Below are 13,099 nucleotides of genomic sequence, written 5' to 3' on the forward strand. Positions count from 1 at the left end.
GTCATTCCGAGTCCTACCGGGTCTGCCGGGGCGTCGCCCGAAGCCGCGAGGTGACCGCATGACGCAGGGCTGGCCCAGTTCGATGGATTCCTTCGACGATATCTTCGACCGCTTCTTCGGATCCGGAATGTCACGCCGGCCACCGGTGCAGCGCATCGACCTGACCCGATTGCTGAGCGAGAGCGCCAAACAGGTCGTCGACACCGCGCGCCAGGCCGCCCACGACTGGGGCAGCACCGAGATCACCCCCGAGCACCTGCTCTACGCGGCCGCGGCCGTCGAGCCGGCGCGCAGCATCATCGCCGAGATCGGCCGCGACCCCGAACAGCTGCGCGAGCACATGCGCACCGCGGCGGGCAGCGGCGCCGGCGCGCACGGCGACGACCACGCCCTGGCCCTGAGCCCGGCCGCCAAGCTGGCCCTGCGCAATTCGCAGCGCAGCGCCGCCGAGGCGGGCAGCAGCTACATCGGACCCGAGCACATCCTGCTGGGCATCGCGGGCCTGCACGACAGCGCGGCCGCCCAGGCCCTGGCGGGCGCGAAGATGCCCGCGGCCACCGGGGGCCCGACGGCCAAGGAGCCCTCCGACACCCCGACGCTGGACGAGTACGGCCGCGACCTCACCGCGGAGGCCCGCGCGGGCCAGGTCGACCCGGTGGTCGGCCGCGCCGAGGAGATCGAGCAGACCGTCGAGATCCTGTCGCGGCGGCGCAAGAACAATCCGGTGCTGATCGGCGATCCGGGCGTCGGCAAGACCGCCATCGTCGAGGGCCTGGCCCAGCGCATCGTCAACGGCGACGTGCCCGCCACGCTGGCCGACCGCCGCGTGGTCGCCCTCGACGTGAGTTCCATGGTGGCGGGCAGCAAATACCGCGGAGAATTCGAGGAACGGCTCACCAAGGTGCTCGACGAGGTGCGCGCGCACTCCGACGAATTGGTGGTGTTCATCGACGAGCTGCACACCATCGTGGGCGCCGGCGGCGGTGGCGAGGGTTCCATGGACGCGGGCAATATGCTCAAGCCCGCCCTGGCCCGCGGCGAATTGCACGCCATCGGCGCGACCACCATCGACGAGTACCGCAAATACATCGAGAAGGACGCGGCGCTGGAACGCCGTTTCCAGCCGGTCATGGTGTCCGAGCCGTCGGTGGCCGACACCATCGAGATCCTGCGCGGCCTCGCCGACGTGTACGAGGAGCACCACCAGGTCCGCTATCTGGACGAGGCGCTGATCGCGGCCGCCGAACTGTCCGACCGCTACCTGACCGACCGGTTCATGCCGGACAAGGCCATCGACCTGATCGACCAGGCCGGTGCCCGCGTCCGATTGCGCACGCGCACACCGGATCCCAAGGTACGCGAGCTGGAAGAGCAACTGGCGCACCTGAATCGGGAGAAGGACGCCGCGGTCAAGGGCGAGGACTACGAGAAGGCCAACAAGATCAAGGCCGAGATCGCGAAGCTGGAGCGGAAGACCGCCGACGAGGTGGACCGCACCGAGATCCCGACGGTCACCATCACCGATATCGCCGAGGTGATCTCGCGCCGCACCGGCATCCCGGTCGCCGACCTCACCACCGAGGAACGCGCGAAACTGCTGAAGCTGGAACAGGATCTGCACCAGCGGGTGATCGGCCAGGAGGAGGCCATCGTCGCGGTGGCCGAGGCGGTACGCCGCGCTCGCGCCGGGCTCAAGGATCCCAACCGGCCGATCGGCTCGTTCCTGTTCCTGGGCCCCACCGGCGTCGGCAAGACCGAACTCGCGAAGGCCTTGGCGGCCGCGGTGTTCGGCGACGAGGACCGGCTCATCCGCTTCGACATGAGCGAGTTCCAGGAGAAGCACACGGTGGCCCGGCTGGTCGGCGCCCCGCCCGGATACATCGGCTACGACGACGCCGCCCAGCTCACCGACAAGGTGCGCCGCCAGCCCTATTCGGTGATCCTGTTCGACGAGGTCGAGAAGGCGCACCCGGATGTGTTCAATGTGCTGCTGCAGCTGCTCGACGACGGCCGGGTCACCGATTCCAAGGGCCGCACCGTCGATTTCAAGAACACCATCGTCATCCTGACCAGCAATATCGGGTCCGATCTCATCCTGTCCGCCAAGGACGGTGACCTGGATTCGATCAAGCCGCAGCTGGAGGAGCGACTACGCAAGCAGTTCCGCCCGGAGTTCCTCAACCGGCTCGACGAGCAGATCATCTTCCACCGCCTCGACAAGAACCAGCTGCGCACCATCGTCGGCCTGGTGCTCGACGGCACCCGCCGCCGGCTGCACGCCCAGGACATCGCCCTGGATGTGTCCGACAAGGCCATGGATTGGCTGGCGGACACCGGGTATCAGCCCGAGTTCGGCGCCCGGCCGCTGCGTCGCACGGTGCAGAAGGAGCTGGACAACGCCCTGGCCAAGAAGCTCCTGGAAGGCGCCCTGGCTCCCGGCGACACCGTGCGCATCGACGCCGACGACAACGGGTTGAACATCCAGGCGTTGCACCACAGCGGCGGCAAGAAGACCGACGCCAAGATCACCGAGGAATCCATCCTGAGCGTCGGCAAGAGCGGCAAGAAGAGCGCCGACGGGCACAGCAAGAACGGGGTGAAGCCGTCGCGCGGGAAGTCGGCGTCGGGCAAGAACTGACCCCGGGGCTTGCGCGTCCGACGTGAACCTGCGTTAACTTTCAGGTATGGAGAACGATCGCGACGCCGCGCCGTTGCCCCTCGGCGACCTGTTCGCCGAGGGGCCCTTCCCGCCCCATCACCCCGGCTGCTTCGGCTGCGGCCCGGCCAATCCGGCCTCCCCGACCATGGCCTTCGAACGCCACGGTGACCTGGTCCGCAGCACTTTCGTACTGGACGAGCGGCATCAGGGCGCGCCCGGCGTGGCGCACGGCGGCATCGTCTCCGCCGCCCTGGACGAGGCCTCCGGTTCGGTGCTGATGCCGCTGCGGCTGCCCGCCGTGACCGTGAAACTCGAGGTCGACTTCAAGGTGCCCGTCCAGCTGCACCGAGAATTGACGGTCACCGGGAAGCTGGTCGGCCGTGAGGGTCGCAAGCTGTTCATCCACACCGAGCTGACCGACGGCGACACCGTGGTCGCCATCGGCCGCGCGATCTTCGTCGAGGTGAACGCCGCCCACTTCCACCGTTTCGGTGCGACGCCGGGCGAATTGTCCAGCGTCGGAGCCTGATTCGGGATTTCGGCTCAGCGCAGCCGGCGGATGTCGCCCCGCACCCGGTAGAACCCGCCGCGCGCCGACTCGGTGACCGCGTCGACCACGTAGCGCGCCCCCGCTTCGCGAACCTCCCTGGGGAACTGCACATTCCAGCCGCGCTGGTACCCGGCCGAGAGCACGTGCACGCGGAGGTTGCCGTTCTCCTGGACGCATTCGACCACGATGCCGTCCCCGGCGTCCGCGATCACCTCCACCGTGGAGCTGGGCACCACCGCGGAGATCTCCGGTGCCTTGATCGACAGCGTCTGCGGCAGCACGCCCAGCTCGGCGTCGCGGATGGCCGCTTCGCTGACATCCAGGCAGGCCAGGGTGCCGTTGGTGGTGACCAGGTAGAGCTTCTCGTCGTGGTACTGCATGGAGTACGCCGAGCCGCAGCCGGTGGCGAGCTTCCACAGCCGGTTGCCCGCGGCGTCGAAGCAGTACACCGACGAGTGGTTGTCGCCGGCGAACACGAAGCGCCCGTCCGGTGACGTGGCGCAGGAGAAGACGGCCGCGTCGCACTGGTAGGTGCGTTCGGCCTGCCCGTCCTTGGCCACCATGCGCACCTGCCGGGTGCCGGTGCCGGCGTACACGGCGTCGTTCTCCTGCCAGCCGAACAGCACCGCGCCGCCGGTGCCGACCTGCCAGCGGGTGTCACCGGTGGCCAGGTCGTAGGTGGTGACGCCGTTCGAATGTCCGTGGTACACACCGGATTCGTCGATGCGCACCATCCAGCCGGAGTCGCCGGTGCTGCGCCGCGTCCACAGCGATTCCTCCTCGTGGTCGATGACGGTGAGCCCGCCCTGCCGGTCGGAGACGCCGAGGATGCCGTCGTGGATGTCGAGCCAGTAGATGTCGACATTGGCGGCGATGTCGTAGGCCGCGCGCGGCACTTTGCCGGTCAGGTCGTAGACGCGGCCGTCGTCGCAGCCCGCGTAGATCCAGAAGTCATCGGCGACAATGCATTTCACCGCGTCGGGCAGCCGGAACCGGCCGGTCACCGTGCCGTCGGGGGTGAGGGTGAAGACGTCGCCGTGCTCATTGCCGACCCAGCAGCGCTCGTCGTCGACGAAGATGCCGAACGCCGCCGCGCCGGAGTCGAAGCTCCACAGCACCGGGGCCTTCTTGGCGGTGGAGCGCTGACTGACGATGGCGCGCCGGGTGACCGGCCGCGCCGCGCGGGCGCCCATCACCGCGGGCGCGTAGCCCTTGCGCATCTTCTCGCCGACCTTCTTGGCCGCCGCCGCGCGGGCCTTGTCCGCCGTCGGGAACGAACTCACCTGTCGTTGCCCGGCGTCGCCGATGCGCCCGTACCGGATCGTCACCTGCGTCCCGGTCACGATGACCTCGTAGAACTTGTGTGCCGTACCGCTGTCCTGGGACAGTTCCAGGTACGTGGTCTCCCCGCCGCTCATGTCTTGCTCCAAGATTCACGTTCAACTCGATGTGCGGCGAAAACTAACAAGGCCCACCGACATTCGGCGTTCGCCGAGGTCGATGGGCCCGTGCGGCGTTCGGGGCTACAGATACAGCTGGGCGACGAGGCCCGCGAGCGCGCCGCCCACGAGGGGGCCGAGGACCGGCACCCACGCGTAGCTCCAGTCGGCGCTCTTGACGTTCGAGGTCACCGGGTCGCCGGGGCTGTCCTCGACGACGCGCCGGGCCGCGCCGCTCGCGCTGACCCCGGCCGGAATCCGTTCCGGGACAGCGTGCGCCGAGTGGCGGGTGGGCAGCAGCGCGTAGGCGATGCGGGGCCCGAGGTCGCGCTTGCGACCCTCGTCGGGCTCCTCGTCGAAATGCGGCTTGTAGGCGATGTAGGCGGCGTACACGCCCGCGAAGACGGCGATGCCCCACCCGAAGCTGATCAGCAGCCAGCCGCCGTCGAAGCCCTTCGATTTACCCAGCACAACATTGGCTACCACGCCCGCGCCGAACAGGATCAGGATCCCGGTGCCCAGGGCCTCGCTGACAAAAATAGAGCTGAAGTCCATTGATTCGCCTCTCGATCGGCGTCCGGTGCAACTCTGGACCCGACTCTACGGTCTCCAGTTCAGCAAACCTCTGGAAACACGCTAGAGGGGTGGGCCCGGCACGGGCAAGGGCGAACGTCCTGTGGATCGGTGAATCGAAATACGCAACGCCGTGCCGGAAACTGTTTCGGCACGGCGCTTTTCGTGAACGAGAATGCGGTCTTTCACCGCGCGGGAAGACTCCCCGCGCGGTGTCGGAACCATCGGATCCGTCGTCAGCCGACGGCGATCATGCGGGCCGCGTTGGCCGCCTCGTCGTCCTTCGCCTCGTTGGCGGCCAGTTCGGCGTGCACGCGGTCGAAGTACCGGTTGATCTCGGCATTGGTGCGCTCGTCGTCCCACTCCAGGTACGGGGCGATGAGCCGGGCGATCTCGCGCGCCGCCTTCAGTCCGCGATCGGGCACCTCGATGGAGATGCGGGTGCGCCGGGTGAGCAGGTCGTCCAGGTGCAGCGCGCCCTCGTGGGTGGCGGCGTAGACGGCTTCCGCCCCCAGGTAGTCCTCCGCGCCCGGAATCGGTTCGGCCAGTGCGGGAACCGCCGCGATGAGGTCGAAGATCTCGTCGGTCAGCGAGCCGTAGCGGCCCAGCAGGTGGGTGACGGTCTGCTCCGGCAGCCCGGCGGCCGCGGCCACCTCGGGCACCCGGTCGAGCAGTTCCTGGTAGCCGACCGCGCCCAGGATGGGCAGGTTCGCGGTCACCGAGGGTGCGACGTCGCTGCCCAGGCGTTCGGCGGCGGCGTCGACCACGTCGGCGGCCATCACCCGGTAGGTGGTGTACTTGCCGCCCGCGATGACGAACAGTCCAGGGGCGGGCTCGGCCACCGCGTGTTCGCGCGAGAGCTTCGAGGTCTCCTTGGACGCGCCGGTCATGAGCGGCCGCAGGCCCGCGTAGGTGCCGACGATGTCGGCACGGGTGAGTGGTTCGCGCAGCAGCGAATTGACGTGGTCGAGGATGTACTGGACGTCCCCGGCGGTGGCGGTCGGGTGGTTCTTGTCCAGCGACCAGTCGGTGTCGGTGGTGCCGATGATCCAGTGCTCGGCCCACGGGATGACGAACAGCACCGACTTCTCGGTCTTCATGGCGATGCCGGTGCCCAGGTCCAGCTTCTCGCGCGGCACCATGATGTGCACGCCCTTGGACATGCGCACGTGGAACGGGAACTCCACGCCGGTCATCTTGATCATGTCGTCGGTCCACACGCCGGTCGCCGAGATCACGGTGCGGGCCCGGATGCTGTGCTCCAGACCGGTTTCCAGATCCACGACCTTCGCGCCGGCGATCCGCTCACCGTCGCGCAGCAGGCCGGTGACCTTGGTGCGGGTCAGGACGGTCGCGCCGTGCTGGGCCGCGGTGCGCGCGATCATCATGGTGTGGCGGGCGTCGTCGACCTGCGCGTCGTAGTAGCGGATGGCGCCGGTCATGGCGTCTTCCTTGAGCGCGGGCGCCAATTCCAGTGCGCGGGAACGGCTCAGGTGCTTGTGCATCGGCACCGAGCGCGCGCCGCCCATGGTGTCGTAGAGGGCGATGCCCGCGCCGATGTAGAAGCGCTCGTAGTGCTTCTGCAGCGGGAACAGGAACGACACCGGGTGCACCAGGTGCGGGGCCAGCTTGTTGAGCAGCAGGCCGCGTTCCTTCAAAGCCTCACGGACCAGGGCGAAGTCGTACTGTTCGAGGTAGCGCAGGCCGCCGTGGATGAGCTTCGAGGACCGGCTCGAGGTGCCGGCGGCGAAGTCGCGCGCCTCGACCAGGGTGACGGACAGCCCGCGCGAGGCGGCGTCGAGGGCGGCGCCCGCTCCGGTCACTCCACCACCGATCACGAGCACGTCGATTTCGGTGTCGCCGAGCGAATCAATCGCCCGGGCGCGGTAGGCGGGATCCAGTTGTGCGGACACGAAACGCTCCTTGCTATCGGTAATTTCAGGCTTGTGATGGGGGCCGGTCACCGCTCAGTCCTCGTCGTCGTCGAGGTCGACCCAGTCGAGGGTGCGGGACACGGCTTTGAGCCAGCGCGCGTAACCCCGGCGCCGCTGCTCCTCGGTCATGGTGGGTTGCCAGTTCTTGTCCTCGTGCCAGTTGGCGACGAGTTCGTCCGTGCTGCTCCAGAATCCGACCGCGAGCCCGGCGGCATAGGCCGCGCCGAGCGCGGTGGTCTCCGAGACCACCGGTCGCGAGACCGGGACGCCGAGGAAGTCGGCCTGGATCTGCATGGCGAGTTCGTTGGCGGTGACGCCGCCGTCCACGCGCAGCGTGTCGAGGGTGACGCCGGAGTCCTGCTGCATGGCCTCGACCACGTCGCGGGTCTGGTAGCAGATGGATTCCAGTGTGGCCCTGGCGATATGGGCATTGTTGCTGTAGCGCGACAGGCCCACGATGACGCCACGGGCGTCCGCGCGCCAGTAGGGCGCGAACAGGCCGGAGAAGGCGGGCACGAAGTACACGCCGCCGTTGTCGGAGACCTGCCGGGCCAGCGCCTCGACCCGCTCCGCGCCGGAGATGATGCCGAGCTGATCGCGCAGCCACTGCACGGCCGAGCCGGTGACGGCGATCGAGCCCTCCAGCGCGTACACCGGTTTGTCGTCACCGAACTGGTAGGCGACGGTGGTGAGCAGCCCGTGCTTGGAGCGCACGATCTCGGGACCGGTGTTCAGCATGAGGAAATTGCCGGTGCCGTAGGTGTTCTTGGCCTCGCCGGGCCGGAAGCAGACCTGGCCGACGGTGGCGGCCTGCTGATCGCCGAGCACGCCCGCGATCCGCACCTCGCCCTTGAACGGGCCATTGGGGTTGGTGGTGCCGAAGCTCTCGGGATCGGCCGAGGGCGCGATGCGCGGCAGCATGCTCCGCGGCACGTCGAACACCGCGAGCAATTCCTCGTCCCAGTCCAGGGTTTCGAGATCCATGAGCATGGTGCGCGAGGCGTTGGTGGGGTCGGTGATGTGGACACCGCCCTGGACGCCGCCGGTGAGGTTCCAGATGATCCAGGTGTCGGGCGTCCCGAAGAGGGCGTCACCGGCCTCCGCGTCCTCGCGGACACCGGGCACATTGTCGAGGATCCACTTCAGCTTGCCGCCGGAGAAGTACGGCGCGGGCGGCAGTCCGGCGCGTTCGCGGATCAGATCGCCCTTGCCCGCCTTCTCGACCTCGGCCACGATGCGGTCGGTGCGGGTGTCCTGCCAGACGATGGCGTTGTAGTAGGGGCGTCCGGTGCGGCGGTTCCACACGATGGTGGTCTCGCGCTGATTGGTGACGCCGACGGCGGCCAGGTCGCTCGCGGTGAGACCGGCGCCGGCCAGGGCGCTCTTGATGACGGTGCGGGCGCGCTCCCAGATCTCGTCGGGATTGTGCTCCACCCAACCGGCCTGCGGGAGGATCTGCTCGTGTTCGAGCTGATGGCGGGCAACCACATTGCCGCCGTGGTCGAACACCATGAAGCGCGTGGAGGTCGTGCCTTGATCGATGGCTCCGACATACTGCGTCATCGCGGTCCTTTCGGGAAGCTCGCCATTGAGTCCGATATCCCTGGTGGAGAGGGTGGAACCGGTGCGTATCCGGGCCGATGTCAACGCTACGAAGTGGAACGTCGTCCGCACAGGGGACGCGTTCGACAATGCCGAACGGTTAGCCGGCGGGTTACGGCTGATAGGTTTCAAGCGTGCCGGGACCGATTCAGTCGATCGAGCGCGCCGCGGCCATTCTGCGGCTGCTGGCCCGCGGTTCCGGGCGGATGGCGGTCGGCGAGATCGCCGCGGCGCTCGGCCTGGCCAAGCCCACCGCACACGGCATTCTCCGGACCCTGCAGGGCGTCGGATTCGTCGATCAGGACCCGGTCAGCGGCAAATACCTGCTGAGTCCGGCGCTGCAGGACCTCGGGGCCGGGCACCTGGACGCCAATGAACTCCGCTCCCGCGCGATCAATCGGGCCGACGCCCTGGCCGCGCGCAGCGGTGAATCGGTACGCATCGCCGCGCCGGTGGAGGGCGGCGTGGTGGTGGTCCACCACGTCTTCCGGCCCGACAACACCGAGCAGGAACTCGCGGTCGGCGAGGAGTTGCCGCCGCACGCGACCGCGCTGGGCAAGGTGCTGCTGGCCTACGACGGCGACCTCGCCGACGGCATGCGCGACGGCGCGCTGCCCGCCCTGACGCATCGCACCATCACCGATCCGGCGGCGCTGCGGCGGGCGATCACCGAGGTCCGGCGCGCCGGATGGGCGGGCGATATCGGCGAATACCGTTCCGGCGAGGCGAGTGTCGCCGCGCCGATTCGCTCCCGGGGTGGTTTGGTGGTCGGAGCCATCGGCATCACCGGGCCGATCGACCGGCTCTGCGACGGACAGCTGCGCATCCGGTCCGCACCGGTCACCCAGGTCCGCGACGCGGCGACCGCGGTCTCCCGGGATCTCGGTGGCGCGCAATGACTTTCCCCGACAGGAGCAGTCACGCATGACGCAGCGGTTCGTGCTCGCCATCGACCAGGGCACCACCTCGACCCGGGCCATCCTCTTCGATCAGCGCGCCCGCCTGAGCGGCGTGGCGCAGCGCGAACACCGCCAGTACTACCCGCGGCCCGGCTGGATGGAGCAGGATGCGGTGCAGATCTGGCGCAATGTGGAGCGCATCGTGCCCGCGGCCCTGCGGGATTCGGGCATCACCGCCGATCAGGTGGCGGCGGTGGGCATCGCGAACCAGCGCGAGACCACCGTGGTGTGGGACCGTGCCACCGGCGTGCCGGTCGCCCGCGCCATCGTGTGGCAGGACGTGCGCACCGAGGACCTGGTCGAGCGCATGCGGGAAACCCCTGGGGCGGAACGCATCCGGGAACTCTGCGGCCTGCCGCTGGCCACCTACTTCGCCGCGCCCCGGCTGCGCTGGCTGCTGGACCGCACACCGGGTCTGCGGGATCGTGCCGAACGCGGCGAGGTGCTTTTCGGGACCATGGAGACCTGGCTGATCTGGAACCTCACCGGGGGGCCGGACGGGGGAGTGCACGTCACCGACGTCACCAATGCCGGGCGCACGCTGCTGATGAATCTGGCCACGCTGCAATGGGATTCGGAGCTGTTGCGGTTCTTCGACATTCCGCGGGCCATGCTGCCGGACATCCAGCCGTCCACCGGTGACTTCGGGACCGCGGCGCAGGTGCTGCCCGGCGTGCGCATCGCGGCGGCGCTCGGTGACCAGCACGCGGCGCTGTTCGGCCAGACCTGTTTCGCGCCCGGCGAGACCGAATGTACTTACGGCACCGGTGGATTCCTCTTGATGAACACCGGCAAGGAGCTTGTGCGGTCCGAACACGGGCTGCTCACCACCATCGGCTACCAGGTGGGTCCGGAACCGGTGTACGCCCTGGAAGGCCCGATCGCGGTGACCGGCTCGCTGGTGCAGTGGCTGCGCGACAATATCGGCCTGATCGCGAGCGCTCCCGAGATCGAAACCCTCGCGGGCACAGTGCAGGACAATGGCGGCTGCTACCTGGTGCCCGCCTTCTCCGGCCTGTACGCGCCGCACTGGCGCAGCGACGCGCGCGGGCTGCTCATCGGGCTCACCTCGTACATCACCAAGGGGCACATAGCGCGGGCCGTGCTGGAGGCGACGGCGTGGCAGACCCGCGACGTGCTCGAGGCCATGAACGCCGACTCCGGGCTCCGGGCCGCGTCGCTGCGGGTGGCGGGCGGCATGACCTCGGACAACCTGCTCATGCAGATCGTCGCGGACGTCCTCGACATCCCGGTGCTGCGGCCGATCGTGGCGGAGACGGTGTCGCTGGGCGCGGCCTACGCGGCGGGCCTGGCGGTCGGTTTCTGGCCGGATCTCGAGGGCCTGCGCCACAATTGGCGCGTCGCGGCCCAATGGCTGCCGCGCATGGACCCCGCGCTGCGCGCCGAGGAGTACGACAACTGGCGGCGGGCGGTGGAGCTTACCTTCGGTTGGCTGCGCCCCAAGAAGCCCTTGACCTAACGTGGCAGGTATGCGGCTCTACGTCGGTTGCGCAATGTGGACACACCCGGACTGGCAGGAGAAGCCGATACCCCCGGCCGAACGCCTGCGCACCTACTCCTTCTGGTGCAACGCGGTGGAGGGCAACACCACCTTCTACGCGGTCCCGCAGCGCCGCACCGTCCAATCCTGGGCCCGGCAAACCGATCCCGATTTCCGGTTCGTCATGAAGCTGCCCCGCACCATCACGCACGACCGCCGCCTCACCGGCGTGGACGACGAGATGTCGGGCTTCCTCGACGCCATCGAACCGCTGGGCCGCCGCCTGCACGCGTTGTGGATCCAGCTGCCGGGCTCGTTCACCAACCTGACCGCGCTGGCCGACCTGCTCCAGGCCATCCCGTCCCACTACCGCTGCGCCGTGGAGGTGCGCCACCCTGCCTTCTTCGAGAACCAGCGCGCCACAGCGCAACTCGAAGCGGTGCTGAACGCGGCCGGGGCCGAGTGGATCCCTTTCGACACCACCGTCCTGTTCGCCGCCCCGCCCACCAGCGCCGCCGAGTACGAGGCGTCGTCGAAGAAGCCCAACAACCCGCGCCGCACCCGCGCGCTCACCGAGTTCCCGATCGTCCGCTATCACGGCCGCGACGACGCCGCCGCCACCGTGGCGGGCTGGCAGCCGTGGATCGACACCACGGTCGACTGGCTGCGGGAAGGCCGTTCCCCCACGGTGTTCATCCACACGCCGGACAACGCGGCCTCCCGGACCCTGGCCCGCCGCTTCCACGCCGAGGTGGCCGCGCGCGTGCCCGATCTGGCGCCCCTGCCCACCCCCGAACCCACCGATCCGATGACGCTGTTCTGACGGGCCGGCGGCACCCGGCGGACGTCGTCCGGCCACCGTGTGCCGCCGGGTGATTCAGCCGATCAGCAGCGGCGGGTTGCCGGTGCGCCGGGCCTCGCGGGCCAGCGACTTGTCCCGCTGTTCCTCGAATCGGACGACGTCCTTCTGGAGCTTGTCCAGGTACACCCCGACCTCGTTGCGGCGGCGGTCGCCCTCGGGCCCGAAGTCGTTGCGCTCGAAGATGCTCCACTTCTTGAGGTTGGGCAGCAGCACCTCCTCCAGGTGCTGGCGCAGATCGTAGATGCCGTGCTTGGCCATCAGCACGCCGTTACGGCGGAAGTTGGGCATCCCCAGGCCGGGCATCTGGAAGCGGAGCACGACATTGGCGATGGCCTCCATGGCCTGGTCCGGCGAGAGGTCCAGGGCCGCGCCGCACATATTGCGGTAGAAGATCATGTGTAGGTTCTCGTCGGCGGCGATGCGCTGCAGCATGCGGTCCGCGATGGGGTCGTCGCAGGCTTTGCCGGTATTGCGGTGCGACACGCGCGTCGCCAATTCCTGAAACGTCACATAGGCGACGGAATGCATGAAACCGGCATCGGCGGGCACGTAGTCGGTTCCGGAGTGTTTCTTGATCAGCTGGGCGGCGTTGTAGCCGCTCGTCATGTGCGTCATCCGCGCCTGCTCCAGCGCCACCGGATCCACGCCCCGGGTGACCACCAGGTAGTCCCGGATCACGATGCCGTGCCGGTTCTCCTCGGCGGTCCAGCGGCCCACCCAGGTGCCCCAGGGGCCGTCCTGAGAGAAGTTCTCGGCGATTTCCCGGTGATAGCTGGGCAGATTGTCCTCGGTGAGAAGATTGGTGATCATTGCCGCCTTGGCGACTTCGCTGAGAGCCGACTGTTCCGGCTGCCAGTCCGTGCCGTCCATAGCTGCGAAGTTGCGACCCTGGTCCCACGGGACGTAGTCGTGGGGGTGCCAGTCCTTGGCCATCGATAGATGGCGGTTCACGTTCTGCTCGGCAATCGGTTCCAGCTCGAGGAGCAGCTCCAACTGCGTGAGACTCCTGGCCACGATCGT

10 protein-coding genes are annotated in these 13,099 nt (G+C 68.6%); 5 read left to right on the top strand and 5 right to left on the bottom strand.

The window, feature by feature from the left end:
- The first annotated feature begins 58 nt into the window (after window positions 1-58).
- Both ACQP06_RS06530 and ACQP06_RS06535 read left to right on the top strand, forming a co-directional pair.
- Window positions 59-2,638 (top strand): ATP-dependent Clp protease ATP-binding subunit, encoded by a 2,580-nt coding sequence (locus ACQP06_RS06530; RefSeq protein ID WP_433671188.1) that lies wholly within the window; start codon window positions 59-61, stop codon window positions 2,636-2,638.
- A 46-nt stretch (window positions 2,639-2,684) separates the two neighbouring features.
- On the top strand, window positions 2,685-3,188 hold the full coding sequence (locus ACQP06_RS06535; protein ID WP_433671189.1) for a PaaI family thioesterase: 504 nt from the start codon (window positions 2,685-2,687) through the stop codon (window positions 3,186-3,188).
- Window positions 3,189-3,202: 14 nt separating this feature from the next.
- Here ACQP06_RS06535 and ACQP06_RS06540 read toward each other — a convergent pair whose 3' ends face one another.
- The 4 genes from ACQP06_RS06540 to glpK (ACQP06_RS06555) all read right to left on the bottom strand — a co-directional run bounded on the left by ACQP06_RS06540 (window position 3,203) and on the right by glpK (ACQP06_RS06555) (window position 8,718).
- The gene (locus tag ACQP06_RS06540) at window positions 3,203-4,627 is read right to left on the bottom strand and encodes a WGR domain-containing protein (protein WP_433671191.1); all 1,425 of its coding nucleotides are present in this window, start codon (window positions 4,625-4,627) and stop codon (window positions 3,203-3,205) included.
- 105 nt (window positions 4,628-4,732) lie between these two features.
- Complete coding sequence (locus ACQP06_RS06545; RefSeq protein WP_433671193.1) at window positions 4,733-5,203, bottom strand: hypothetical protein; 471 nt, start codon at window positions 5,201-5,203, stop codon at window positions 4,733-4,735.
- Between the two features lie 254 nt (window positions 5,204-5,457).
- Window positions 5,458-7,134 carry a glycerol-3-phosphate dehydrogenase gene (gene glpD / locus ACQP06_RS06550; RefSeq protein ID WP_433671195.1) on the bottom strand — a complete coding sequence of 559 codons (1,677 nt, stop codon included), beginning with the start codon at window positions 7,132-7,134 and terminating at the stop codon, window positions 5,458-5,460.
- A gap of 54 nt (window positions 7,135-7,188) precedes the next feature.
- Entirely contained in the window at window positions 7,189-8,718 is a 1,530-nt protein-coding gene (glpK, locus tag ACQP06_RS06555; RefSeq protein WP_433671197.1) for a glycerol kinase GlpK, read from the bottom strand.
- A gap of 173 nt (window positions 8,719-8,891) precedes the next feature.
- Here glpK (ACQP06_RS06555) and ACQP06_RS06560 point away from each other — a divergent pair, with 173 nt between their 5' ends.
- From ACQP06_RS06560 to ACQP06_RS06570, 3 genes are read left to right on the top strand one after another with little or no spacing between them, the layout of a single operon-like run.
- Window positions 8,892-9,656: an IclR family transcriptional regulator gene (locus tag ACQP06_RS06560; RefSeq protein ID WP_433671199.1), complete on the top strand. Its 765-nt coding sequence runs from the start codon at window positions 8,892-8,894 to the stop codon at window positions 9,654-9,656.
- A 25-nt stretch (window positions 9,657-9,681) separates the two neighbouring features.
- Window positions 9,682-11,196: a glycerol kinase GlpK gene (glpK, locus tag ACQP06_RS06565; protein WP_433671201.1), complete on the top strand. Its 1,515-nt coding sequence runs from the start codon at window positions 9,682-9,684 to the stop codon at window positions 11,194-11,196.
- A 10-nt stretch (window positions 11,197-11,206) separates the two neighbouring features.
- A complete protein-coding gene (locus ACQP06_RS06570) occupies window positions 11,207-12,040 on the top strand; it encodes a DUF72 domain-containing protein (protein ID WP_433671203.1) in 834 nt (277 codons plus the stop codon).
- Between the two features lie 54 nt (window positions 12,041-12,094).
- Here ACQP06_RS06570 and ACQP06_RS06575 read toward each other — a convergent pair whose 3' ends face one another.
- Window positions 12,095-13,093 carry an acyl-ACP desaturase gene (locus ACQP06_RS06575; RefSeq protein WP_433671204.1) on the bottom strand — a complete coding sequence of 333 codons (999 nt, stop codon included), beginning with the start codon at window positions 13,091-13,093 and terminating at the stop codon, window positions 12,095-12,097.
- Between the last annotated feature and the right edge of the window lie 6 nt (window positions 13,094-13,099).

This window comes from Nocardia sp. CA-136227, from assembly GCF_050955695.1.
GTDB lineage: Bacteria > Actinomycetota > Actinomycetes > Mycobacteriales > Mycobacteriaceae > Nocardia.